Source organism: Enterobacter cloacae complex sp. P12RS, from assembly GCF_014895875.1.
In the GTDB taxonomy this organism is placed as follows: domain Bacteria; phylum Pseudomonadota; class Gammaproteobacteria; order Enterobacterales; family Enterobacteriaceae; genus Enterobacter; species Enterobacter bugandensis.
Window position 1 is genome coordinate 1 of record NZ_JADBQO010000015.1, and the last position, 24,215, is coordinate 24,215.

The window sequence follows — 24,215 nt, forward strand, 5'->3', positions numbered from 1 at the left end:
AATTTATTTCGATGCCATTTGTATTTTGATGCTATTTAATATCGGGGAGGGATTAGTGTGAGTATATACGGCACCGCTTGGCAGTCTAATCTATCAGATCCTAATGAGTTGCACCCTTGGCAATCAATTTCTTTAAGCAAAAGTGGTAGCGATATTACTGTTTTGCATATAAAAATGGAATAAAGCATGCCTTAAGAGGGAAGGAGTATATCATAGTTGAAAATGATATTTATGGTGGTGAAAGTCCTCCGATTCCATATCATAATCTAAAAAAACGATTAACCTTTGTTAAATTACATGTTGAAAAAATGGAAAGCTATTTCAACAACAAAAGTAAATTAACGCAATTACTCTTTGTTAAACTAGTGTTCGTATATTTGAGTGTGAGTCATCGATAATGAGAGAAATATAACGCGATAAAATCCCGCTTCGTTTGCATATCAAGCTTATTCAGCCACTCTGTAATATGAGAAAATGAATGTCATATACACTTAAACATCTGCCAGAACGCTATCCCAGACCTAATTCTCTGAATTTCTCTCGTTGGCTTATTGCTCTGGTTGCCATGCTTTCGGTCAGTGTTATCTTAATGCGTATATTTGGGCGTTATGTTGAAAATCTGTACTTTTGGAAATTGGCTTTAGGTTTACCTGTTGCTTTATGGAGTGTCTTGTTTTTTTCTCGTCTGCTTCTTTGGGCTTTACAGGATAGTAAAGCAAACGCTTTTGACAAACAGCGAGAGCAGTGGATCCTCCGGGAAACCCGTAAGGCACGGCGTGTACTACAGGTGCTGAATGTAACATTTATTACCGGCCACTCATCAGTTAATCAGAAAGATGCGGCTATTGCTATGCAAAACAACGATAGTATTATTGTTTCACAGGTCGACCGAGATGGTAATGAAAGCACAAGAATGAGCCAGGTTGCTTCCAGCCCACATGACTTGCCAGAATTCGTGATAACTAATATTTTTTCGCAGTTGATTGCTGGCATTCCTTTTGCACAAATTCCTGAGAAAGTCCCACTGGTTGTTGTTTTTGATATAACAACATCTCTGCCCCTTGAGAATATTCGCCATTACTGGGACGAGGCTTGGCAAAAGAATAATATTCCCCATCCTGTTGAATATGGTGAAGGGAGTGGACTCAGCGTAATTGACCGCTGGTTGAATATACGTATTAAAGATAATGCAATGCTATTGATTGTGGGGCTCCAGTTTAATCCTTCCGATTCTGACAATACAGCTGAGGCCGGTGTAGCACTGCTTCTGGGCAACCGCCTCACACAGAACTCACTCGAACCCGTCGCATTGTTGCACCGGCCAGACGCTGCCCCTCCAGGTGAACTGAGCGAGGGGATGAAGATGGCCGCCTGGAACGTCCCGCTCAAAGGAAACATCGTGAAAAATTTATGGCTTGCCGGGCTGACGGGTGAGCAGCGCGCAGAAGTTATAGGGTGTCAGAATGCGCATCCTGCACAGGCTGTAGAGAACGAATCAGTCATTTCACTCGATATGTCTATGGGACATGCCGGTGCCGCAGCCCCCTGGCTGGCCATCGCGGCCGCCACTGAAATAGCCCGACAGACACAGTCTCCACAGATGATTATCTGCGGTGATACGACACAGAATGTGCTGTGGAGCACGCTTATTACTCCGATTGCTTCCCGACAGGAGATGGATCCGTGAAGCTACCTTTTTCTTTTGCACCAAAGACTACGGAAGGCCGATATCTTTCTGTCGCATTTATTCTCTTTTTAGTTTTTGCCGTAATGATGTTTATAGTCTGGAAGCATCCAGATATGGCAGGGCTTGAAGACGGCAGCCAGCAGCAGATTTACTGGCTTATTGGCGGGGGCTGCACTACCGGATGCATATCTGCCATGCTGGTTTTACTCCTGTTGCAGGCTCTCAGTGGTGGCAAAAAGGAATTTGATGCTCTCATCAACAAAACTAAGGGTGATGACGAGAAGAAACGGGAGAGTGAAAAAGCTCCTGTATCTCCGGCAGTGCTGATGTCTGCCAGGATACGTGCTCATCTTCGTACGCGTATCGGTCTTTACTGGCGTGGCAAAGCCCACCTGTTGTTGATAACCGGCGACGAAGCCGCGATAGAGCAACTGGTTCCCGGCCTGCAGCAAAACCAGTGGCTTGAAGGCAACCGTACCGTTCTGATTTATGGCGGGAGCCTGACGACTGAACCGGACAAGGAAAAATACACCGCGTTGCGTAAGCTGCGTCGTGGACGCCCGCTGGACGCGATTGTCCGCATCATGCCGCCGTCGCTTAACCTGACCCCACAAATCAGTGACAACGATTTACGCGGGCTGGAAAAAATCAGCGAACTTCTCTGTTATTCCGCACCGGTCTGGCTGTGGCAACTCTGCGACAGCAAATGGTCACAGGCCACACGTCCTGAGCAGCCAGTGGGGGCAAGCTTTCCACTGCGCGCAAAAGAAGACGATGTTATCCGCCAGCTTGAGCTGATGCTGCCGGCCCTGCGGGCGCAGGGGATGAGTCAGGTCGCGGAAAACAACCGCCACGACTTCCTGCTGCGTCTGGGCCAGCACCTCAAAGACGGGGGTATCGCCCGCCGGGCTCTGCAACTGGTGCCATGGCTCTCTGTCTCTCAGCAGCGCGTTCCACTGAGGGGCCTGATGTTCAGCCTGCCGGGGAAGCAACCCGCGGAGACGTCAGAGGAAACTGCCGGAACGGAGAAATATATCCCGGAATCACAACGCCATGCCCTGACCCTGCCGGTGACATGGCAGGGTATCGTTGACGACTGCACCCGTGTGCGTGGCGGCCGTGTCGGTATGGCGTGGGAAAGAACGCTCGCCTGGACGCTAATGGCGATGATTGGCGTCTGGGGGGCGGGAACGCTGCTGTCGTTTGCGGTTAACCGGTCACAGATAGTCTCAGTTGCGCAACAAGCCCGTGCCCTGGTGGAACACCCTTCCGTATCGGACTACCAGCTGACGGCACTCCATGACCTGCGAAACGACGCCGGTCGCCTGCTGCATAATGTTGAGGAGGGCACGCCATGGTATCAGCGCTTCGGGCTTGACCATAACCAGCAACTGCTCAGTGCGATGCTGCCCTGGTATGGTGTGGCGAACAACCGCCTGATACGCGACCCGGCGAACGCCGCCCTGGCGCAAAAGCTTACAGCGCTGGTCAGTTCAGCGCCAAACAGCGACCAGCGGGCGCAACTGGCGAAACCGGGCTATGACCAGCTGAAAGCCTGGCTGATGATGGTTCGTCCGGATAAAGCCGACGGTGCATTTTACGCGCAAGCGATGAAAACCGTGCAGCCGACGCGTATGGGCATCTCAACCGGGCTATGGCAGAGTCTGTCGCCGGATTTATGGGCTTTCTACATTAACGAATTGCCAAAGCAGCCACAGTGGAAAATCACCCCGGACGCGCAGTTGGTCAGCCAGAGCCGTCAGGTGCTGTTGCAGCAAATTGGCCACCGCAATGCAGAAAGTACCCTGTATGAGAACATGCTCAAATCCGTACGCCGTAATTTCGCCGATGTGTCTTTGGAGGACATGACCAGCGGTACCGATGCCCGTCGGCTGTTCACCACCGAAGAAGTGGTGCCGGGTATGTTTACCCGACAGGCCTGGGAAGGCGGTATCCAGCAGGCCATTGAGAAGGCGGCAACCTCGCGCAAGGATGAAATTGACTGGGTATTGAGCGATTCCCGCAAAGCCGTATCGGCGGATCTCTCCCCGGAAGCGCTCAAAGCGCGCCTGACAGAGCGTTACTTTACTGACTTTGCCGGCAGCTGGCTGAACTTCCTCAACAGCCTGCGATTAAATCCAACAAACAATATTGCCGATGTCACCGACCAACTGACGCTGATGAGCGATGTCCGCCAGTCGCCGCTGATTGCCCTGATGAATACACTCGCCTGGCAGGGGCAGACCGGCCAGAAAAGCGAAGGCCTCTCAGACTCAATCATTAAATCGGCTAAAGACCTCGTAGGCGGGAAAGACAAACCTGCGATTGACCAGTCAGCGTCAGGCCCACAGGGACCTCTGGATGAAACCTTCGGCCCGCTGCTTCAGCTTCTGGGTAAAAACAACGGCAGTAACGTCATGTCGGCTGACAACTCTCTGAGCCTGCAGACCTATCTGACCCGTATCACCCGCGTGCGCCTGCGCCTGCAGCAGGTGGCCAGCGCCTCAGACCCACAGGAGATGATGCAGACCCTGGCGCAAACCGTATTCCAGGGCAAAAGTGTGGATCTGACCGACACCCAGCAGTACGGCAGCCTCATTTCGGCAAGCCTTGGCGAAGAGTGGAGCGGTTTTGGCAGCACGATGTTTGTGCAGCCTTTGACCCAGGCCTGGGAGACCGTGCTTCAGCCGTCGGCAGCAAGTCTGAATGACAAATGGAGTCGCTCAGTTGTGGCTAACTGGCATACGGCATTTGACGGGCGCTTCCCGTTCGCCGCGAGCAAGAGTGATGCCTCTTTGCCCATGCTGGCCGAATTTATACGTAAGGACAGCGGGCGTATTGAACGCTTCCTGACGACTGAACTCAGCGGTGTGCTGCATAAAGAGGGCAGTCAGTGGGTACCGGATAAGATTAACAGCCAGGGGTTGAGCTTTAACCCAACGTTCCTGCGGGCGATTAATCAACTGAGCGAGCTGTCAGACATTCTGTTTACCGATGGCAGTCAGGGCATTAGCTTCGAGCTGCAGGCGCGCCCGGCACCGCAGGTAGTGGAAACTCAGTTGACCATTGATGGTCAAAAGCTGCACTACTTTAACCAGATGGCCGACTGGCAGTCCTTCCGCTGGCCGGGAGACACATACAAACCAGGAACAATGCTGACCTGGACCTCGGTCAACGCCGGAGCGCGTCTGTTTGGGGATTACAGCGGGACCTGGGGCTTTATTCGCTGGCTGGATCAGGGCAAGCGGCAGCAGCTTGACCGCAGCCAGTGGATGGTAAGTTTCACCGCCCCGGATGGTCGTACTCTGCAATGGGTACTGCGTTCACAGCTGGGCAGCGGGCCGCTGGCATTACTGGCACTGCACGGCTTCACGCTGCCGGATCAGATCTTCAGCGTTGACAGCGCGGCCACGGCTCAGGCGCTGATGGCCAACACGGAAAATAGTGACATGGATGGAATCGAATAATGAGCACTCTTCAGAATCTGGTTGCCGCCTGTCAGGCGGACGAAATTGAACTACGACAGCAGGCGCAGGTACGAACAGAAAGCTGGCGGCCCTGGCTTGCCCCTGTCAGCGACACCAATCCTACAGGGGAAGATCCGGGTTATGACGATGATTTCCAGCGTATCAGAGAGGAGGTGAATAAACTCTCCGGCATCGATACCGGGCTGATTTGTACGCTTGCCGAAAAATTGCTGACCACTACCGCCAAAGATATCCGGATTGCCACCTATTACTGCTGGGCGCGTTTGCACCAGGACGGGGAAACCGGCTTTGCCGAAGGGCTTGAACTGCTGGCAGGATTGCTGCAGCGCTACGGAGTGCAGCTTCATCCGCAGCGGGAGCGAAGCCGTAAACCGGCGCTGGAGTGGCTCGCAGGCTCTCGTCTGCTCGACAGCCTCTCCCTCTGGCCGGAAGTAGTGCGCAGCGATGCTCAGCGCACTGCCGGTGCGCTGTTGCTCATCCGCGACAGTCTGGAGACAGAGCCGGAAACGTCACGGCCAGAACTGAATGCGCTGTTCAGCGCGCTGGAATCCCGCCTGATGAAGGCCGGTGGCGTGGATGCTGTGGTACCGCAGAACGCCGGTCACAGGGCGCAGCCACAGGACTCACACACAGTCGGGACAGACGCGCCGGTGCTGAGCCGCATTTCGTCCGGTCAGGATTTACTGGCCCAGGCCCGGACCCTGACGGGTTATCTGCGTGAGCAGCCCGATGGATGGCTTGCCGCACACCGGCTGATGAAAAGCCTACGTCATGACACGCTGAGCGCTATCCCGGCTCCTGATGCAGAAGGGAAAACGCGCATCGAACCACCGCGGGCTGACCAGCGGGCCATGCTCAAACGTCTGTACCTGCAGCAGAGCTGGCTGGAGATACTGGAGCACGCGGACAGCACTTTCTCCCGTGGCGCCAACCACCTCTGGCTGGATTTGCAGTGGTATATCCACCAGGCCCTGATTAAATTGGGGCAGGATGTACTGGCTGATATCATCGCCGCTGACCTGAAAGGATTGCTACGCCGCCTCACTGGGCTTGAAACGCTGGCCTTTAATGACGGTACGCCGTTTGCTGATGAGGTCACGCTGAACTGGATAAATCAGAGCGTGCTGGACGATATGTCCGGCTGGCGTGATGAGCGAGTCAGTACTGCCGGTGAGACGGACAACGATATTCTGACCCTCGAGCAGGAAGCGCTTGAGAAGGCGGACACGGATGGCCTGGATGCCACACTTCACTGGCTGCAGACTCTCCCAGGCAACGACTCCACGAAAGACAAATGGCTGCTGCGCTTGCTAATGGCCCGCGTGGCGGAGCAGAAGGGCAAAAATGAACTGGCCCTGCATCTGCTGGGGGAACTCGATGGCGCTGCACAGTCCATCACCCTCACGCAGTGGACCCCAGCGCTGCTATTTGAAGTCAAATCGCGCCGTCTCAGACTGCTGCGCATGAAAGCCACCCGCAGCGAAACCGATAAATCTCGGCTTCAGCCCGAGATGGATCAGCTTCTGGCCGGTCTGATTGCGCTTGACCCGGCAGGCAGTGCGGTGCTTTGCGGGTAACCAGGACTGAATTCAGCGAAAAGGAAAACATATGCCAGTAAAAGGCTTTTATCTGGTGCAGGGTGACAAAACAACCTGCGGCGGGAGAATTATCACGGGCGCAGAAGATCACACTCTGTTTGGTAAACCTGTTGCCCGGGAACAGGACGGCGTGACCTGCGGTAAATTTGTAGGAATTTACAAGGTAGCCGGTGGCATTGATAACGATATCATTCACGGCAGACGAATGGCCGGGACTCTCGACAGCTACAGTTCATGCCCCTGTAAGGCAAAGTTTATTCCGTCGATGATGGATGATACGTACGAGAAGAGTTCGGCTGGTGCAATTTCAACTGCAGGAGGCGCTGGAAAGACATCGTTTCTGGCTGGCTCACGGGCTGATACGATGTTTGCTCCTGGCAATGATAGTAGCCAGTCTGGTCAAAATGACCTTGCGGGAGTGTGTATTGCAGAACCGAATGAACTGAGTGATGGCGTTTTCCTCTGGACAGAAACCCAAGGTGCAGGACATGTTTTCGTTTCAATACACATTAATAATATGATCCATGTGTTCACCTATGGAAGATATGATCAGGAAGGATTTAGTCCTGTAGGTGAAGGCGTGTTGATTAAATATTCCGGCGAAAGAGCGGTAGGGTTTTACATAAAAGAACTTTATCGGATGAGGGCGTCAGTTTTTAAAATACTGGACGTCGATGAATCCAACACGCTATCAATATTTAATGCTTTATGGGCATCCAGCAGCGTTCACCCTGATGGAAAAAATACTAGTGCGGAAATAAAAGAAGATGGACGCGTTATTGATAGATATAACCTGGCAGTGAACAACTGTACTACAACGTCAGTAACGGGACTTAAAAAAGCAGGTACAGGAATATTTGACGTGAGACTGCTATACTCTTTGGGTTACAGTGAAGACTTTGCGATTCCATCGTCTTTGAATGCTTATTTGGAGGATTTAGCTGTAAATCCAGCTGATATGCGAATAATTAGAATGACTGAAGAATTTAAGGGCAACTATCATAACGCTTCAGATTATAAGGAAATTGAAGGTGCAGGCAGCGGTAATGAAACTGCCGGGGCAATAGGCAAAGGAAGTGGGCTCACAGGAAAAGGCTCGAGCGGTTATGCCCCCACAACATTCAGCCAATCCCAGGGAATTGAGAATGATTAAGCGTCTACTGCTAGCTTTTGTGCCTGTAGTTTTGTTTTTACTGGTCAGTACAACAATTCTTTCCCTTTCACTCATGGATATCAAATACACTTTTGAAACCGTGTTAATTGGAACAGGTTTGGATTATTTGGTTGACGAAACCTACTCCATGGTTTGGCTGTTTTATGGTTCTTCGAATATTGCTTTTGTTGTTATTTATATTATCTCTCTTATGGTGTTTAAGCGAGTAAGCAAGAAATATTAGTCGATACCATATCAATAAGTTGCAGGCTGTCATGGCTTCCCTTTATTCCTAACACTGTTAAACATTCAATCATATTGGTTATCTATGGACGACTTAACCCTGCGTTACTACGACGCTGAAATGCGCTACTTGCTGGAAGCCGGCGAAGAATTTGCCCGCGCTCACCCCGAGCAGGCAGCAATGCTCAACCTCGATAAAGCTGGCGCGCGCGACCCGTACGTGGAACGCCTTTTTGAGGGCTTTGCCTTCCTGATGGGGCGATTGCGTGAAAAGCTTGATGACGACCTGCCTGAACTGACAGAAGGGCTGGTCAGCCTGCTCTGGCCGCATTACCTGCGCACCATACCGTCGATGTCGGTGGTGGAGTTCACCCCTGAGTGGCGTGAGATGAAAGAGCAGATGCGCATCGTCAAAGGCTTTGAGGTGAACTCAAGGCCGATCGGTGAGAAGGGCACGCGCTGTCGGTATACCACAACCAAAGAGATTACTCTCCAGCCGTTGTCGCTTGAGCACGTCCGCCTGTCGACTGACCCTGACGGGCGTTCGGTTATTAGCCTGCGGTTTAACTGCAGCCATCTCGCCGACTGGAGCCGTATCGATCTCAGCCAGCTCCCGTTCTACTTCAACGCAGACGCACCACTAGCCTGCGCCATGCATGAAGCCTTTACCATGAACACGGCGCGCCTGTGGCTGCGGATGCCGGGTGATATAGACAGAAGACCGCTTGACGGCTATTTCGCCGTGCTGGGATTTGACGATGATGACGACCTTTGGCCGAAGGGGAGCAGTAGTTTTAGCGGCTATCAGCTGCTGCTGGAGTACTTCACCTTCCGTGAGAAATTCATGTTTACCGGCCTGCGTGGGCTGGAGACCTTAGTCTTTCCGGCTGAACTCCCCTGGTTTGAAATCGACGTGGTGCTGGCAGAACGCTGGGAGCATGATTTCAGCTTTACCGAAAAGCATCTGCGCCTGAACTGTGTGCCGGTGATCAACCTGTTCCCGCTGGAATCTGACCCGCTGACGCTCAACTCCCTGCAGACCGAATACATGCTGCGACCGATGCGGGTGCAGGACGGCCATACTGAGATTTACTCTGTGGACTCGGTGATGTCATCCAGCCAGCATACCTACGTGCCATTCTCGAGCTTCCGTCACAAAGGCGGCATGATGCGTCATGAAGCCCCGGAATATTATTATCACACTCGTGTGCGGCGCGGCCCGTCAGGCCTGTACAACACCTGGCTTATTCTGGGCGGCGAAGCGTTTGATAACCACACGGTACCAGAAGATGAAAGCCTGTCCCTGACGCTCACGGGCACAAACGGCCAGCTCCCGCGGCGAGCGCTCCAGAGCACCGTGCTCGATACAGTGATGAAAACGACTTCAGCCAGTATTGCCGTGCATAACCTGTGTGCGCCGACGCTGCCCTGTTATCCCCCGGCGCAGGATCGCTTTCACTGGCGTGTGCTGAGTCATCTTGGCAGCGGCTTCCTGTCGATGATGGACAATGCCGACGTGCTGCGCGGCACGCTGGCGCTGTACGAGTGGACTGACAGCGAGATGAACCGCCGTCGTCTGGAGGCGATTATCGACGTGAAGCACAGTGAAACGGAACGCTTTGAGCAGGGGTACCTGGTGCGCGGGGTGCAGATTGAGGTGACGCTGGACAGCTACGGCTTTGCCGGGCGTGGCGACATCTGTCTCTTCGGTGAGATGCTAAGCCGCTTCTTCGCGCTCTACACCGATATCTATCTGTTTAACCGCCTGATTATCATTCTGCAACCGACTGGAGAACGTCTGGAATGGCAAGAGAAGCACAACCGCCGTATTCCCGGCTGAGCCCACGGCTGGAGGCGGATCTTCACCGCATTAACTTTTACCGTTTCTGTCAACTGCTGGAGAAGCGCAATCCAGGTAAGCCGTTGATGGGCTCGACCAGCCATCCCGCCGATGACCCGGTACGTTTTGCACCGCACTCGGGGATGGGATTCCCATCCAGTGAGCTAAAGGCTGTCGAGTATGCCGAGGATGATGACAGCAGACCACCGCTCATCCGCACAACCTTTATGGGGATGTACGGTGTCGACTCACCTCTGCCGACGGCCTATCTCGATGATATCACTCAGCGTCGTGAAGGGTATGAAGCGCTGCAGGGTTTTCTGGATATCTTCAGCCATCGCATCCTGACGCAGTTTTACCGCATCTGGCGCAAATACTCCTATCCCGCAACGTTTGAGCCGGGGGGAACGGACAGCATTTCACAGTCGCTGCTGGGGCTGGTAGGACTGGGCATACCGGGAACCGCAAACCACATTGCCACCCCGGTGTCCCGCTTTCTGGCGCTACTCGGGGTTCTGCAGCAGCCGGGCAAAACCCAGGAGGGAATGCAGGCCCTGGTGACACTGCTGGCCCCGGATACTCTCGTGAAGGTCAGTCCATACTGCCTTCGACCGGTGGAGGTCAGTCAGCAACTGGGCTTCTACGGTGATGACGATTTTCAACTGGACGGCAATACCCCGCTGGGTGACGAAGCAATGGATGCCAGCAGCCAGTTGCTGGTTGCGCTCGCGACGGAAAACGAACAGGAGGCGCAGGGCTGGAAGCCGGACGGCCAGCTGTATCAGGATTTCCTGGTCATGCTCCGGGTGTACCTGGGCTGGCGGTTCAAGGCCAGAATTACATTGACCACTTCAGTCCGGCTGCTGGCCGTTCCACCGCTGGGCGAAAGCCCTTTCTGGCTGGGAATGAACGGTGTGCTGGGAGTAGAGGGTGATACTCTTTCGGATGAAATACCCGAGACCTTTACGACAGAACTGGGTGATTACCGCGGGCTGGAGCCTGCGAAACCGCAACAAGGAAATCGACGTGTTACCTACAAGTTTAATTAAGACCATGCGCTGGCTTATACCTTTTATAGCGATTAGCCTGACAGGCTGCGGCGTGGCGCAGAGCGTCACCGATGGGACCAAATCGGCGTTTAATTCTGTGTTCTATAAAAAGATTAAAATACTGCATCTGGATTTCACTGCACGTGAGGCGCTGAACATTGATGCCCGAGAAAGTAATCCGCTTTCTGAACCAGTCGTGGTGCGGGTTTACCAGCTTAAAGATCGAAAAATCTTTGATAAGACGGTTTATATGCAACTGCTTCAGGATGATAGCAGCGTTCTGAAAGACGATTTGCTAGCGAGCCGTGATGTCGTGGTAAAACCAGGCGGTGATGCAAGCCTTGATATGCCGATGGAAGAAGCTGCGCAGTTTGTGGCTGTGGTGGGGCTGTTCCGCCATCCGGATGAGGTCAACAGCACCTGGAAGCAGGTTATTAAACGCAGCGACCTGGATCCGGATAAACCGCGTACTCTGGAAGCTGGCGAGAATCATCTGACGCTGCAACCGCTTAAGGACAACTGATGCCCCACGGACATAACACACCTTCGCTCTATGAAATGCTAACCGGAAATTTTTCCGGTGGCCTCAACCTCAACCAGGTGAGTGAAGAAAATCAGGTCATCCTCTCAGTGTTGGATAATATGCAGCGCGTTCTCAACTGTCGCGCCGGCACGCTCGCGCATCTCCCTGACTTCGGCTTGCCCGATATGACGAAAATCCTTCAGGGTATGCCAGGGACGGCCCATGAACTTATGAGCACGCTGTCGACTGTCTTGCTCAAATATGAACCTCGACTGAAGAAGATAGATGTTGTTCTGCTGGACCAAAAAGTTCCAGGCGAACTGCGCTATGCCATTGACGCTGAACTCAAGGGGATTGGCCTGGTGCGCTATGGCACTGAGTTTATGCCCGAAGGACGGGTTCTGTTGAGGCACCTCAGGCAACAGCAGTACCTCGATACCACAGCCCGTATTTAAGGCCAGGAAACACTATGTCAGTAAAATCACAATTCATAAAAAAACTGCAGGCCAGTCAACCTTCACCCGTTCCTCCAGTCAGTAAAACTCAGGCAGATATTGCAGCGTTTCGCCTGCGAATGGAGCAACTTCAGCAGCAGATGGATGAGTGGCTCACAGGTACCGGACTGAATGTGAGCACTGTCTCTGCTTCCGTTTCGGACCTGCTGGTGGAGGGAGGGGCTTTTGAGATTTCCGGTATTGTTCTTCGTTATGACAGTCGGGCGGTAAAGTTTATGCCGATCTTTCTGTATGGACAGGGCGTCGCCGGTTGTGTCGAGGTGACTTTCTGTTCCGGAGAAAATGTTATTTCTCAAGGGCGGCTCTTTATGCGGGTAGGAGGGGGAAGTGACTGGATCTTCGCTCCCCCAGATACACCATCCCGGTCAGGACAATTATTTGATGAAGGTATTTTTTTCGGTCTGATTTTAGCGCTGTTGCCATAGCGATAACATTATTTCATCAACTGACGAAATCAACTGACACGAATATGCAGGCCCTCCAGAATGACTATAGATATAACGTTAAAAACCGGCGGCGACCCGCGCACGCTTCCGGATTATGCCGCCCTTCGCGATGAACTGAGTAAATTAAGCCATCCCGCTCGACCGGACGTGAACTGGGTATACGTTGAAAAACGCTGCCTTTCATTATTCGAGCAAAACGGTGTTGAGTTGCAGACTGCAGCCTGGTACACCCTCGCCCGTACGCAGCAGTCTGGAGTCGCTGGCCTGAATGAGGGGCTGGCGATCCTGGAGGCTCTGATTAGCCACCAGTGGGAGGTTTTCTGGCCGCATTCGCAACACGTGCGAATGGAAATCCTTAGCAGCCTGAGCCAGCGCCTGCAGCAACTCATGCGTATGCTCACTTTGGATGACAGCAATCTGAGTGAGCTATATAACGCTGAAGCGTTGCTTTCCAGGCTGGGGGCGGTGCTCCAGACCCTTGAGCTTAAACACCTTAGCCAGTTCGAGACATTACGAACGGTGATACATTCTAATGCGGCAAGACTGGAAAAAAATCATGGAATAACAGATTCGCATGAGATGAAGCCCGACAGGGAAGCGCCTTTGGAAAAGGATGAACCGATCCAGGCGGTGAAAAGGGTATATGTTGTCCAGCAGAAAAATGAGCCGAACGGTGAGGAACCTGTGATGCCCTCCCGGATTGCCGGGCAGTGGAAGCCCTTTGTCGCCGGGATGTGTTCTATGCTGGTGGTCTGCGTCGCCATAGCGTGGGGTGGGGGCTTTCTCTCCAGACCCGATCCCTTAACGACTCAGGCCATTGCCTCGCTGGCACCATTACCTGAAGCGCTCACACCTGTTCAGCAAAACGCGTTAACGCAGCGAGGAACGTTACCGTCTACGTTTATCTCAGATACGCAGCAGCAGCTTGCACGGCTGGATAAACTGTCTCCTGACTGGAATATTTCCTACAGCCTACAGCTGTTAAAGCAGCTCCAGACATTACGGCCCGAAGAGGCTAAAGCGCTGATAGTACAGTGGCAAAAAAAGTTTAACGCGACGGCGTTGCCTGTAGACGCAATGAACAGCTGGTATCAGGGGATGATGACGCTTCAGCAACTGAGTGATCGGCTGAGTAGTCTGGATGAGCAAAAAGGAAAATATATAACCGTGAGTGAGCTTAAATCCGTGGTTTTTTCGACTATGCAGTCATTTAACCATGCGATACCCGCTGAAGAGCAGCTCAGGCGCCTGTCGCAGTATCCTGCAGGAAGTGCGCTCCCTGAAGCAGAAAAGACCCAACTTGAGCTTCACCTGAAGCAACTGGCAACGCGTTATGCTCAAATAAAGCAGGATGCTTCTGCTCAATGAGTTTTTGCAGCGAACAGACTAATTTGGGTTAAAAACAGAGGAAGATAAAAGTGTCCCCTGCAGGAATCGAACCTGCAACTAGCCCTTAGGAGGGGCTCGTTATATCCATTTAACTAAGGGGACGAGGCGGCACGAGTATAGCGTTATTTACACTTTGCGTTAAGCGCGTTGCCGCCTGACTGCTCAAAGAGTCACCATTCAGGTTGATTTTTTTGCTGCTTTATCCTTTTCTGCCTGCGCCTTAAGCTCGGCTTTGCGTTTATTCGACATGTCGTTACGGATTTGGGCATGGCTTAACAGCGCAAAGATAAACGTTCCACCGCAGATATTCCCCGCCAGCGTCGGAATGGCGAACGGCCAGAAAAAATCGCTCCAGTGAAGCGTGCCATTAAAGACCAGGTAGAGTATCTCAACGGTACCGACCACGATATGCGTGGTATCCGCCAGCGCAATCAGCCAGGTCATCAGTATGATCACCACGATTTTAGCGCTACCGGCAGAAGGGAACATCCACACCATTGTGGCGATAATCCACCCAGAGATGATGGCATTTGAAAACATTTCGACCGGCGTGTTTTTCATCACATCCATACCGATCTTCACAAACGCGTCCCGGGTGGGTTCATCAAATATCGGCATATATTCAAATGCCCAGGCCGCGATGCCCGTGCCGATGATATTTCCCAGCAGAACCACGCTCCAGAGCCTCATCAATAAACCAAAATTGCCGAGGGTGGGGTTTTGCATTACCGGCAGTACGGCGGTCACCGTGTTCTCCGTAAATAGCTGCTGGCGGGCCATGATGACGATAATAAAGCCGAAGGTGTAGCCGAGGTTCTCCAGTAAAAATCCGCCGGGCACGCCCTCCAGCTGCACATGAAATATCCCTTTAGCAAGCAGCGAGGCGCCCATTGACAATCCAGCCGCGATAGCTGACCAGAAGAGGGCCATGGCATCGCGCTCCATCTCCTTTTCCCCGTCCTGGCGTATATGTTCGTGAATTGCCATCGCGCGGGAGGGGAGGCGATCCTCATCAATCTCTATCTCCTCACCGCGCGCTTTCTCCTCGCTTTCAATTTCATGTTCCTCATTACTTTCGCCAATTTTGTCTTCACCCACTTCTTTCATATCTGCTCCCGGAGGTTGATCTTTCTTTTAAGCGTAGCGGCTTTTATCGGGATGCCTGTGGGGATGCTCTTAAATTGGCGGGAATGACAACAAAGGTGATACATCTTGTTCAAAGACATTATAAAATTGCCAGCGAAACGAATTCCAAAAGTCAGGCTATGCTGAGATCAGAGTCACGGTGATTACTGCCCGTAACTGTACTCATAGACATCGGTAAACGTGCTGTTACAATCACTTGCACGTTTTCAGACGGAGCGCCAGATGCTCCGTTACGGATGGCAATCAACGATAGCCATACTGAACAGGGAGATATTTATGAAACTTCGGCTGTCGGCGCTTGCGCTGGGCGCGACGATGCTTGTGGGCTGCGCCAGCTCCGGGGAGCAAACGGGACGCTCCGATCCTCTCGAAGGATTTAACCGCTCTATGTATAGCTTCAACTACAACGTGCTGGACCCGTATGTGGTTCGCCCGGTGGCAGTAGCATGGCGCGATTACGTTCCACAGCCTGCGCGTAACGGGTTAAGCAATTTTACCAGCAACCTCGAAGAGCCTGCGGTGATGGTCAACTATTTCCTGCAGGGCGATCCGTATCAGGGGATGGTGCACTTTACGCGCTTCTTCCTGAACTCCCTGCTGGGTATGGGTGGTTTTATCGATGTTGCAGGTATGGCAAACCCGAAACTGCAGCGTGAACAGCCGCACCGTTTCGGCAGTACGCTGGGGCATTATGGTGTCGGTTACGGTCCTTACGTCCATCTGCCGTTCTATGGCAGCTTCACCGTGCGTGATGATGGCGGCGATATGGTCGATACGCTGTATCCGGTTCTGTCGTGGCTGACCTGGCCGCTGTCGGTGGGTAAATGGACGGTGGAAGGGATTGAAACCCGTGCGCAACTGCTTGATTCAGACGGTCTGCTGCGCCAGTCGTCCGATCCGTACATTATGGTGCGTGAAGCGTACTTCCAGAATCATGACTTTATCGCCAACGGCGGCAAGCTGAAGCCGGAAGATAATCCAAACGCGAAGGCTATTGAAAACGAACTCAAAGATATTGATTCGGAATAAATAAAAAAGGTGAGCAACGCTCACCTTTTTTGATCCCTGCGCGATTAGAACGCGTAGTTGAAGTTAGTACCGAACAGCCAGGCTTTACCTTCAGAGGTAAATTCGTACGGGCCTTCCTTGAAGGTCACTTTCTGGCCATGCATATAAGATACGCCCGCATCGACAGAAGCATTCTCGTTGAACGCGTAGGTTGCACCAGCACTCACCCAGAAGCGGTCCTGATCCGGAATGGAAATGGAGCGCTTATCAGCCGGTACCGGGCTGTCATCGAATGCGATACCGGTACGGAATGTCCAGTTGTCATCCATATAGTAGGTGGTACCCAACGCAATGCGATAGGCGTCGTGGAAGCTCTCGTCCTTATAGAACAGCGTTTGACCGTTGGTGCCGGTCGCTTTCAGCTCCTGGAACTGGCTCCAGCTGGTATAGGCCAGGCTATAGTGAATAGCCCACTGTGGCGCTACGCGGTTGTAACCCGAGACTTCCCACATTTCTGGCAGATGCAGTGACAGTGAGCCAGGGACAGTTTGACCAGAAGTCCCCCACGGGATAGTGGTACCCGCACCAGGGACCAGGCTGTTGACCGGCGTCAGGATGCCGCTCTTGTAATCGCCGTCGAAGTCAATTTTTACTTCGGAACGATAGGTCAGGCCCCAGCGGTTGTTTTTGTCCAGCTCGTACAGAATACCGGCGTTCCAGCCATAGCCCCACTCATCGCCCTTCAGGCTGGCAATTTTGTTGCTGTTTTTCGGCAGGCGAGCCGTTTGTTCACCGGCGTAACGCTCAATTTTTGCATCGGCGTAGACGGCATCAAAGCCCAGACCGAAGCTCCAGCTGTCGTTCAGACGATAAGCACCGCTCAGGTTCAGGTTTAGCGTTGTCAGGTCTGTTTTACCGCCGTATTCGCCTGCCGGGTAGTTGTTGTTGAACTCGGTAGCAAGGCCATAGTTAGACGTGACGGATGCGCCCCAGCCAAATTGTTCATTGATTGGTGCAACGAAGTGCAGGTTAGGTACCCACGCCGTTGGCGCAATGTTATCTGCTTTCAGGCTCGCACCAGAAGGTGACGTGCCGGAAATGTTGACATCAGGATCGATATACACCGCACCAGCAGAGAAGGTCGGGCGATCGAACATCATGATTAATGCAGGGTTACGGCTTGCGTTACCAGCATCATCAGCGATTGCACCTTCCCCTGAATACGCACGGCCAAGGCCAGAGGAAGAAAATTCGTTTAGCTGAAAGCCCGCTGACCAGGCGGAAGTAGAGACGATTGCCACTGCGACTGCCAGCGCAGTCTTGTTGAACAGGGTTTTCTGGCTCATGACCATAACCTCATTGAGTTATTTTTATTCAATAATTGTTACATACCGTAACAGGAGCGCGAAGTGTAGGGTCTGAGGTATGACAGACAAATCAGACCAGTGGCCAGAGTATAGGTCCGACCAGCCTGAATGTTGCAAGTTTGTTTATTAATATTTTCAAACATGTTTCTTGAAACGAGATCTGGTTGGCAAAATTGTGACCATCGCGGCTCACCCAAAAGGGTGGTTTTTGTTTTAGATCATTTTTTAGTGTGATATCGGTCACTTATCCGATTTTGCGCCATTAACGGCTGGAGAGAGCCAGCGCTGGGGCGTAAAATATCAGCATCGTGTTTATCTCGCGCGCTGCGCGAATACAGAGGAAATTGAGCTATGAGTAAATGCAGTGCTGATGAAACCCCGGTTTGCTGCTGTATGGATGTTGGCACCATCATGGACAACACCGATTGCACCGCGTCTTACAGCCGTGTGTTCACCAACCGCGCCGAAGCTGAAGAAACGCTGGCCGCGCTGAGCAAGCGCGCGCGTGATGTGGAGTCCGATCCGTGTGAAATCAAATCTACCTTCACGGAAGTGGACGGCGGCGTGAAGCTGGATATCGACTTTGTGTTTGCCTGCGAAGCTGAAACGCTGATTTTCCAGCTCGGTCTGCGTTAATCCTTTTTGCCCAGCGGCGCTTCACTTGCACGGGCCTAGGATCGTGTAGGCCGGGTAAGGCACCGTCGCCACCCGGCAACAAACCGTACAATTGCCTCTGCCATGCAGGGGCATTTTCTTTTTCTTCTCTGTGTTTTACCTCGCATTTTTAAGCTTCCCCGATTGGCTGAATGTAAAAAAATGGTTAAGACTGTTATCAGGTCAGACCACTTTATAGTCATGTAAAATTTTTCACAGGGGAAGGTTATGAGTCAGGCATTACCGCTAATCACCCGACAAGGTGACCGCATTGCCATTGTCAGCGGTCTGCGTACGCCGTTTGCACGTCAGGCGACGGCGTTTCACGGTATACCGGCTGTCGATCTGGGGAAAATGGTAGTGGGGGAGATGCTGGCTCGCAGCGAAATTCCGCCTGAGGTCATCGAACAGCTGGTCTTCGGCCAGGTGGTGCAGATGCCTGAAGCCCCTAACATTGCGCGGGAGATTGTTCTCGGTACCGGCATGAACGTTCATACCGATGCCTACAGCGTTAGCCGCGCGTGCGCGACCAGCTTCCAGGCGGTAGCAAACGTGGCGGAAAGTCTGATGGCGGGCACCATTCGCGCCGGGATCGCAGGTGGCGCCGATTCTTCCTCCGTACTGCCGATTGGTGTCAGTAAAAAGCTGGGCCGCATTCTGGTGGATGCTAATAAAGCTCGCACCACCGGTGCGAAGCTCAAACTCTTCTCGCGTTTACGCCTGCGCGATCTCATGCCCGTGCCACCTGCCGTCGCGGAATACTCGACTGGCCTGCGAATGGGCGATACCGCCGAGCAGATGGCCAAAACCTACGGCATCACCCGCGAGCAGCAGGATGTGCTGGCGCATCGCTCGCATCAGCTGGCAGCGAAAGCCTGGTCGGAGGGCAAACTCACCGACGAGGTCATGACCGCCTACACGCCTCCCTATCGAGAGCCTCTTACTGAAGACAACAATATTCGTGGTACCTCGACGCTGGCGGATTACGCCAAACTGCGTCCGGCGTTTGACCGCAAGCACGGCACCGTGACGGCGGCCAACAGTACGCCGCTGACCGATGGTGCTGCTGCGGTGATCCTGATGACGGAGTCGCGTGCAAAAGAGCTGGGCATCACGCCGCTGGGCTATTTGCGCAGCTATGCCTTTACCGCCATTGATGTCTGGCAGGACATGCTGTTAGGTCCGGCGTGGTCCACGCCGCTGGCGCTGGATCGTGCGGGGCTAACGCTGGCGGATTTAACCCTGATTGATATGCACGAAGCCTTTGCCGCGCAAACCCTGGCAAACGTGCAGCTGCTGGCAAGCGAGCGTTTTGCACGCGACGTGCTGGGCCGCGCCCATGCCACCGGCGAAGTGGATCAGAGCAAATTCAACGTGCTGGGTGGGTCGATCGCCTACGGCCATCCGTTTGCGGCCACGGGCGCGCGAATGATCACCCAGACACTACACGAACTCCGTCGCCGCGGCGGCGGGTTTGGTCTCGTCACCGCCTGCGCGGCGGGCGGCCTTGGCGCAGCAATGGTTCTGGAGGCTGAATAATGGATATGCCATCTGCATTTAATCTGACGGTTCGCCTCGATAACGTCGCGGTTATCACTATTGATGTGCCTGATGAAAAGATGAATACCCTGAAGGCTGAATTCGGCACTCAGGTTCGCGCCATGCTCAAGCAGATCCGCGAAAATAAAGCGATTCGTGGTCTGGTCTTTATCTCGGCTAAGCCGGATAACTTTATTGCCGGGGCCGATATCAACATGATCGCCCGAGCGAAAAGCGCGCAGGAAGCTGAAGATCTGGCGCGTCAGGGACAGCAGGTGATGGCTGAAATCAACGCTCTGCCGATTCCGGTTATTGCCGCGATCCACGGTGCCTGCCTGGGCGGCGGGCTGGAGCTGGCGCTGGCCTGTCACAGCCGTATCTGCACTGACGATCCGAAAACCGTTTTAGGGTTGCCAGAAGTGCAGTTAGGCCTGCTGCCGGGATCGGGTGGAACACAGCGTTTGCCGCGTCTGGTTGGGGTTAGCACCGCCCTGGAGATGATCTTAACCGGCAAGCAGCTACGCCCCCGTCAGGCACTGAAAGTGGGGTTGGTTGACGACGTCGTTCCGCACACCATTTTACTGGACGCTGCCGTTGAGCTGGCGCTGAAGGGACGTCAGACAAAACGTCCTCTCCCCGTACGCGAGCGCGTGCTGGCAGGGCCACTGGGGCGCGCGCTCCTGTTCAACATGGTAGGCAAAAAAACCGAGCAAAAAACCAAAGGCAACTACCCGGCGGCAAAGCGCATTCTGGAAGTGATGGAAACCGGGTTGTCGCAGGGCAGCAGCAGCGGCTATGCCGCTGAAGCCAAAGCCTTTGGCGAACTGGCGATGACGCCGCAGTTGCAGGCGCTGCGCAGCATCTTCTTCGCCAGTACTGAGGTGAAAAAAGATCCGGGCAGCGAGGCAGAGCCTGCTCCGCTGCGCGCCGTTGGCGTGCTGGGCGGTGGGCTCATGGGCGGCGGAATCGCGTTTGTTACCGCCAGCAAAGGCAAATTGCCCGTGCGTATCAAAGACATCAGCGCAAAGGGCATCAACCACGCGCTGCAGTACAGCTGGCAGAACCTTGATCGGAAGGTCAAACGCCGCCATATCAAGGCAAGCGAACGTGATAAAACCCTGGCGACGATCTCCGGCACGACGGATTACAGCGGTTTTGCGCACCGGGACCTGGTGATTGAAGCCGTATTTGAAGACCTGGCGCTTAAGCAGCAGATGGTGGCTGACGTGGAGCAGCACTGCGCGCCGCACACTATTTTTGCCTCAAACACCTCGTCTTTACCGATTGGCGATATCGCGGCGAAAGCTGCTCGTCCGGAGCAGGTCATTGGTCTGCACTTTTTCAGTCCGGTCGAAAAAATGCCGCTGGTGGAGGTGATCCCGCACGCCACGACCAGCCCGCAGACCATCGCCACCGTGGTGAAGCTGGCGAAAAAACAGGGTAAAACCCCGATTGTGGTCGCGGACAAGGCTGGCTTCTACGTCAACCGTATTCTGGCACCCTATATCAACGAAGCGATGCGGCTGCTGACGGAAGGGGAGAAAATCGAGCACGTCGACGAGGCGCTCGTAAAGTTTGGCTTCCCCGTCGGTCCAATCCAACTTTTGGATGAGGTGGGAATAGACACCGGCACTAAAATTATACCTGTGCTGGAAGCGGCTTATGGCGATCGTTTTACCCCGCCTGCAAACATTGTTTCTGCAATTTTGAAGGACGATCGCAAAGGCAGAAAAAATGAACGCGGTTTCTATCTTTACGGCGCGAAAGGGCGTAAAAGCAAGAAACAGGTCGACCCTTCGGTTTATGGGCTTATTTCGGCCACCGGTCAGGGAAGACTGTCTGCCGTTCAGTGCGCAGAACGTTGCGTCATGATGATGCTCAATGAAGCGGCGCGCTGCTTTGGTGAACAGGTGATCAAGAGCGCACGCGATGGCGACATCGGCGCGGTATTTGGTATTGGTTTCCCGCCGTTCCTTGGCGGCCCGTTCCGTTACATGGATACGCTCGGTGCGGGTGAAGTGGTTGTCATTTTGCAACGTCTGGCCTCGCAATACGGTCCGCGGTTTACACCGTGTGACGAATTATTGCAGATGGCGGAGCGGGGCCAGACATTCTGGCCTGCAAGGGAAACTGATTTCGTAAACTGAAGTCAAAGAAGGGTAAATCCTGAGGTGAATGAACCTGTTCTGGCGATTTTGTAAACAGAGATTGACTATACTTACGCCATTGAGGTAAAAAACAGCGTTTCATTCACCGAATGGATCAGGCACAATGCCCGGCCATCGGGTTTTCTACCTCAGAGCATTAATCGTGGGTAGTTAACGCCGGTGATTCTGGTTAACAAAAGCGGTGCAATATGCAAGTTTTTATCATGCGTCACGGCGACGCGGCACTCGATGCCGCCAGTGACTCAGTACGTCCTTTAACCGTCTGTGGCTGTGACGAATCCCGTCAAATGGCGACGTGGCTTAAAGGTCAAAAAGTGGACATTGAACGTGTTCTGGTGAGTCCGTTCCTGCGTGCAGAACAGACGCTGGACGTGGTAGGGGAGTGTATGAACCTGCCATCCAGCGTGGACGTTCTCCCTGAGCTGACGCCATGCGGCGATGTCGGTCTTGTCAGCGCTTACCTTCAGGCGCTGTGCAATGAAGGTGTCGCTTCCGCACTGGTCATTTCCCACCTGCCGCTGGTCGGCTATCTGGTATCTGAGCTGTGCCCGGGCGAAACGCCGCCAATGTTCACCACTTCCGCCATTGCCAACGTCACTCTCGACGAAACCGGCAAAGGGGTCTTCAACTGGCAAATGAGCCCGTGCAACCTGAAGATGGCAAAAGCCATCTGACGTGACGTGTGACAGGGCGGGGTACTACGTGTTTCCCGCCCTTCTGTCAGGGCAACTCTGGCGGCTGCCACTCCTCAACTTCAATCAACACCAGCAATGCGGCATCGCCGCCGTACTCTTTCGGTGCCTGATGAAACGCCATCACGTGCGGGTGCTGAGCCAGCCACAGCGGCGTCTGTTGCTTCAGAATGTGCTTACCGTGGCCGTGCATCACGCAGGCGCAAAAAACGTGTTCGCGGCGACAGGCGGCAATCAACGCCCCCAGCTCCTGTTTCGCCTGCATCTGCGTTAAGCCGTGCAGATCGAGAAACAGCTCCGGCGAATAATCTCCGCGTCGTAACTTTTTCAGCTCAAAATGGCTGACGTCTTCGCGCACGTACTTCACAGCCCCTTGCGTATTGAGCAGCGGCTGAAATTCATCTGAAAAATAGTGGCTGTTATCCGCCTGCTCCTGGAGCAGCCGTTTGACCGGAACTTCGCTGATTTTTTTACGCTGCGGACGGTGGACAATCGTGTCCTGCGCGATTTTACGCGTCCCGGTCATCAGCTGGCGGAAGAGAGCCTGATCCTCCTCGCTGAGCGATGTTTTCTTTTTCATTCGTCATTCTCATCTCGTATTTCCGATAGTGTACCCGACTAAACGCATTTTTTAACCTCAAGCGGTACGCGTCATTGCTGATTTATCGCCGTCTTCATGGCAAACTAGCCGCCGAAAATTATGCGAGCATGCCCTGGAGGAAAGAGTGGATAAAATATTTGTCGATGAAGCAGTAAACGAGCTGCATACCATACAGGACATGTTGCGCTGGTCGGTTAGCCGCTTCAGCGCCGCTAATATCTGGTACGGTCACGGTACCGATAACCCGTGGGACGAGGCCGTTCAGCTGGTGCTGCCGTCTCTTTACCTGCCGCTGGACATTCCGGAAGACATGCGCACCGCGCGCCTGACCTCCAGCGAAAAACACCGCATCGTTGAGCGCGTGATCCGTCGCGTAAACGAGCGCATTCCGGTCGCCTATCTGACCAACAAAGCCTGGTTCTGCGGCCACGAGTTTTACGTCGATGAACGCGTGCTGGTACCGCGCTCGCCGATTGGTGAGCTGATCAACAATCACTTTGAAGGCCTGATTAACCATCAGCCGCAGCACATTCTCGATATGTGCACCGGCAGCGGCTGCATCGCTATTGCCTGCGCCTACGCTTTCCCTGAAGCGGAAGTGGACGCCGTCGATATCTCCACCGACGCGCTGGCCGTGACCGAACACAACATCGAAGAGCACGGCCTGATCCATCACGTCACGCCAATCCGCTCTGATCTGTTCCGCGACCTGCCGACGCTGCAGTACGATCTGATCGTCACTAACCCGCCGTACGTCGATGCAGAAGACATGTCCGATCTGCCGAACGAATATCGTCACGAGCCGGAGCTGGGCCTGGCGTCAGGCTCGGACGGCCTGAAGCTGACCCGCCGCATTCTGGCCTGCGCGCCGGATTACCTGACCGATGACGGCGTTCTGATTTGTGAAGTGGGCAACAGCATGGTACATCTGATAGAGCAGTACCCGGATGTGCCGTTCACCTGGCTTGAGTTCGACAACGGCGGTGACGGCGTCTTTATGCTGACCAAAGCGCAGTTGCTCGACGCGCGCGAACATTTCAGCATCTATAAAGATTAATCCAGCGGGCTTCGGCCCGTTTCACAACGCTCAAACACAAACAACAACATCG

Annotated in this window: 20 protein-coding genes and 1 tRNA gene; 17 read left to right on the plus strand and 4 right to left on the minus strand. The window is 53.6% G+C overall.

What is annotated here, in order from left to right:
- Positions 1–478 precede the first annotated feature (478 nt).
- The 11 genes from IM284_RS10590 (at position 479) to IM284_RS10640 (ending at position 13,910) form a co-directional block, all read left to right on the plus strand.
- Positions 479–1,687 carry a hypothetical protein gene (locus IM284_RS10590; RefSeq protein WP_193055803.1) on the plus strand — a complete coding sequence of 403 codons (1,209 nt, stop codon included), beginning with the start codon at positions 479–481 and terminating at the stop codon, positions 1,685–1,687.
- Positions 1,684–5,154 (plus strand): ImcF-related family protein, encoded by a 3,471-nt coding sequence (locus IM284_RS10595; RefSeq protein WP_193055804.1) that lies wholly within the window; start codon positions 1,684–1,686, stop codon positions 5,152–5,154. The genes IM284_RS10590 and IM284_RS10595 overlap by 4 nt, the downstream gene beginning before the upstream one ends.
- On the plus strand, positions 5,154–6,752 hold the full coding sequence (gene tssA, locus IM284_RS10600) for a type VI secretion system protein TssA (protein WP_193055805.1): 1,599 nt from the start codon (positions 5,154–5,156) through the stop codon (positions 6,750–6,752). The genes IM284_RS10595 and tssA overlap by 1 nt, the downstream gene beginning before the upstream one ends.
- Positions 6,753–6,783: 31 nt before the next feature.
- The gene (locus tag IM284_RS23360) at positions 6,784–7,926 is read left to right on the plus strand and encodes a PAAR domain-containing protein (protein WP_226838688.1); all 1,143 of its coding nucleotides are present in this window, start codon (positions 6,784–6,786) and stop codon (positions 7,924–7,926) included.
- Positions 7,919–8,170: a hypothetical protein gene (locus tag IM284_RS10610; RefSeq protein WP_049137239.1), complete on the plus strand. Its 252-nt coding sequence runs from the start codon at positions 7,919–7,921 to the stop codon at positions 8,168–8,170. The genes IM284_RS23360 and IM284_RS10610 overlap by 8 nt, the downstream gene beginning before the upstream one ends.
- An 84-nt stretch (positions 8,171–8,254) precedes the next feature.
- Positions 8,255–10,009, plus strand: a complete 1,755-nt coding sequence (tssF, locus tag IM284_RS10615; RefSeq protein ID WP_193055806.1) for a type VI secretion system baseplate subunit TssF — start codon at positions 8,255–8,257, stop codon at positions 10,007–10,009.
- Complete coding sequence (gene tssG / locus IM284_RS10620) at positions 9,973–11,058, plus strand: type VI secretion system baseplate subunit TssG (protein ID WP_063943378.1); 1,086 nt, start codon at positions 9,973–9,975, stop codon at positions 11,056–11,058. Before tssF ends, tssG begins: the two co-directional genes overlap by 37 nt.
- On the plus strand, positions 11,036–11,581 hold the full coding sequence (gene tssJ / locus IM284_RS10625; RefSeq protein ID WP_193055807.1) for a type VI secretion system lipoprotein TssJ: 546 nt from the start codon (positions 11,036–11,038) through the stop codon (positions 11,579–11,581). Before tssG ends, tssJ begins: the two co-directional genes overlap by 23 nt.
- On the plus strand, positions 11,581–12,036 hold the full coding sequence (tssE, locus tag IM284_RS10630; protein WP_041908863.1) for a type VI secretion system baseplate subunit TssE: 456 nt from the start codon (positions 11,581–11,583) through the stop codon (positions 12,034–12,036). Before tssJ ends, tssE begins: the two co-directional genes overlap by 1 nt.
- Positions 12,037–12,050: 14 nt before the next feature.
- Positions 12,051–12,521 (plus strand): hypothetical protein, encoded by a 471-nt coding sequence (locus IM284_RS10635; protein WP_100169922.1) that lies wholly within the window; start codon positions 12,051–12,053, stop codon positions 12,519–12,521.
- Between the two features lie 60 nt (positions 12,522–12,581).
- A complete protein-coding gene (locus tag IM284_RS10640) occupies positions 12,582–13,910 on the plus strand; it encodes a VasL domain-containing protein (RefSeq protein WP_193055808.1) in 1,329 nt (442 codons plus the stop codon).
- Positions 13,911–13,961: 51 nt separating this feature from the next.
- Here the strand turns inward: IM284_RS10640 and IM284_RS10645 are convergent.
- Together IM284_RS10645 and IM284_RS10650 are read right to left on the minus strand one after the other, a co-directional pair.
- Positions 13,962–14,033, minus strand: a tRNA-Arg gene (locus IM284_RS10645).
- A gap of 75 nt (positions 14,034–14,108) precedes the next feature.
- Positions 14,109–15,038: a formate/nitrite transporter family protein gene (locus IM284_RS10650; protein ID WP_041908869.1), complete on the minus strand. Its 930-nt coding sequence runs from the start codon at positions 15,036–15,038 to the stop codon at positions 14,109–14,111.
- A 315-nt stretch (positions 15,039–15,353) separates the two neighbouring features.
- Here IM284_RS10650 and mlaA point away from each other — a divergent pair, with 315 nt between their 5' ends.
- Complete coding sequence (gene mlaA, locus IM284_RS10655; protein WP_041908870.1) at positions 15,354–16,106, plus strand: phospholipid-binding lipoprotein MlaA; 753 nt, start codon at positions 15,354–15,356, stop codon at positions 16,104–16,106.
- A gap of 44 nt (positions 16,107–16,150) precedes the next feature.
- Here mlaA and fadL read toward each other — a convergent pair whose 3' ends face one another.
- Positions 16,151–17,431 carry a long-chain fatty acid transporter FadL gene (gene fadL, locus IM284_RS10660; protein ID WP_041908871.1) on the minus strand — a complete coding sequence of 427 codons (1,281 nt, stop codon included), beginning with the start codon at positions 17,429–17,431 and terminating at the stop codon, positions 16,151–16,153.
- Positions 17,432–17,803: 372 nt separating this feature from the next.
- Here fadL and IM284_RS10665 point away from each other — a divergent pair, with 372 nt between their 5' ends.
- From IM284_RS10665 to sixA, 4 genes are all read left to right on the plus strand, one after another.
- Positions 17,804–18,088 carry a YfcZ/YiiS family protein gene (locus IM284_RS10665; RefSeq protein WP_028013973.1) on the plus strand — a complete coding sequence of 95 codons (285 nt, stop codon included), beginning with the start codon at positions 17,804–17,806 and terminating at the stop codon, positions 18,086–18,088.
- A 246-nt stretch (positions 18,089–18,334) separates the two neighbouring features.
- The gene (gene fadI / locus IM284_RS10670) at positions 18,335–19,645 is read left to right on the plus strand and encodes an acetyl-CoA C-acyltransferase FadI (protein ID WP_047368002.1); all 1,311 of its coding nucleotides are present in this window, start codon (positions 18,335–18,337) and stop codon (positions 19,643–19,645) included.
- Entirely contained in the window at positions 19,645–21,792 is a 2,148-nt protein-coding gene (fadJ, locus tag IM284_RS10675) for a fatty acid oxidation complex subunit alpha FadJ (RefSeq protein WP_193055809.1), read from the plus strand. Before fadI ends, fadJ begins: the two co-directional genes overlap by 1 nt.
- Before the next feature lie 209 nt (positions 21,793–22,001).
- Positions 22,002–22,487 (plus strand): phosphohistidine phosphatase SixA, encoded by a 486-nt coding sequence (sixA, locus tag IM284_RS10680; protein ID WP_003861375.1) that lies wholly within the window; start codon positions 22,002–22,004, stop codon positions 22,485–22,487.
- Positions 22,488–22,533: 46 nt separating this feature from the next.
- Here sixA and smrB read toward each other — a convergent pair whose 3' ends face one another.
- A complete protein-coding gene (gene smrB / locus IM284_RS10685) occupies positions 22,534–23,085 on the minus strand; it encodes an endonuclease SmrB (protein WP_008502613.1) in 552 nt (183 codons plus the stop codon).
- A gap of 145 nt (positions 23,086–23,230) precedes the next feature.
- On the opposite strand from smrB, the gene prmB reads away from it, so the two are divergent.
- Entirely contained in the window at positions 23,231–24,163 is a 933-nt protein-coding gene (gene prmB / locus IM284_RS10690; RefSeq protein WP_023312578.1) for a 50S ribosomal protein L3 N(5)-glutamine methyltransferase, read from the plus strand.
- Positions 24,164–24,215: the final 52 nt, after the last annotated feature.

What these genes read in the sequence shown, in the direction of transcription:
- IM284_RS10590 (WP_193055803.1), top strand. Translation starts at nt 479, where the DNA reads ATGTCATATACACTTAAACATCTGCCAGAACGCTATCCCAGACCTAAT.
- tssA (WP_193055805.1), top strand. Translation starts at nt 5,154, where the DNA reads ATGAGCACTCTTCAGAATCTGGTTGCCGCCTGTCAGGCGGACGAAATT.
- IM284_RS23360 (WP_226838688.1), top strand. Translation starts at nt 6,784, where the DNA reads ATGCCAGTAAAAGGCTTTTATCTGGTGCAGGGTGACAAAACAACCTGC.
- IM284_RS10610 (WP_049137239.1), top strand. Translation starts at nt 7,919, where the DNA reads ATGATTAAGCGTCTACTGCTAGCTTTTGTGCCTGTAGTTTTGTTTTTA.
- tssF (WP_193055806.1), top strand. Translation starts at nt 8,255, where the DNA reads ATGGACGACTTAACCCTGCGTTACTACGACGCTGAAATGCGCTACTTG.
- tssG (WP_063943378.1), top strand. Translation starts at nt 9,973, where the DNA reads ATGGCAAGAGAAGCACAACCGCCGTATTCCCGGCTGAGCCCACGGCTG.
- tssE (WP_041908863.1), top strand. Translation starts at nt 11,581, where the DNA reads ATGCCCCACGGACATAACACACCTTCGCTCTATGAAATGCTAACCGGA.
- IM284_RS10635 (WP_100169922.1), top strand. Translation starts at nt 12,051, where the DNA reads ATGTCAGTAAAATCACAATTCATAAAAAAACTGCAGGCCAGTCAACCT.
- IM284_RS10640 (WP_193055808.1), top strand. Translation starts at nt 12,582, where the DNA reads ATGACTATAGATATAACGTTAAAAACCGGCGGCGACCCGCGCACGCTT.
- IM284_RS10650 (WP_041908869.1), bottom strand. Translation starts at nt 15,038, where the DNA reads ATGAAAGAAGTGGGTGAAGACAAAATTGGCGAAAGTAATGAGGAACAT.
- mlaA (WP_041908870.1), top strand. Translation starts at nt 15,354, where the DNA reads ATGAAACTTCGGCTGTCGGCGCTTGCGCTGGGCGCGACGATGCTTGTG.
- fadL (WP_041908871.1), bottom strand. Translation starts at nt 17,431, where the DNA reads ATGAGCCAGAAAACCCTGTTCAACAAGACTGCGCTGGCAGTCGCAGTG.
- IM284_RS10665 (WP_028013973.1), top strand. Translation starts at nt 17,804, where the DNA reads ATGAGTAAATGCAGTGCTGATGAAACCCCGGTTTGCTGCTGTATGGAT.
- fadI (WP_047368002.1), top strand. Translation starts at nt 18,335, where the DNA reads ATGAGTCAGGCATTACCGCTAATCACCCGACAAGGTGACCGCATTGCC.
- fadJ (WP_193055809.1), top strand. Translation starts at nt 19,645, where the DNA reads ATGGATATGCCATCTGCATTTAATCTGACGGTTCGCCTCGATAACGTC.
- sixA (WP_003861375.1), top strand. Translation starts at nt 22,002, where the DNA reads ATGCAAGTTTTTATCATGCGTCACGGCGACGCGGCACTCGATGCCGCC.
- smrB (WP_008502613.1), bottom strand. Translation starts at nt 23,085, where the DNA reads ATGAAAAAGAAAACATCGCTCAGCGAGGAGGATCAGGCTCTCTTCCGC.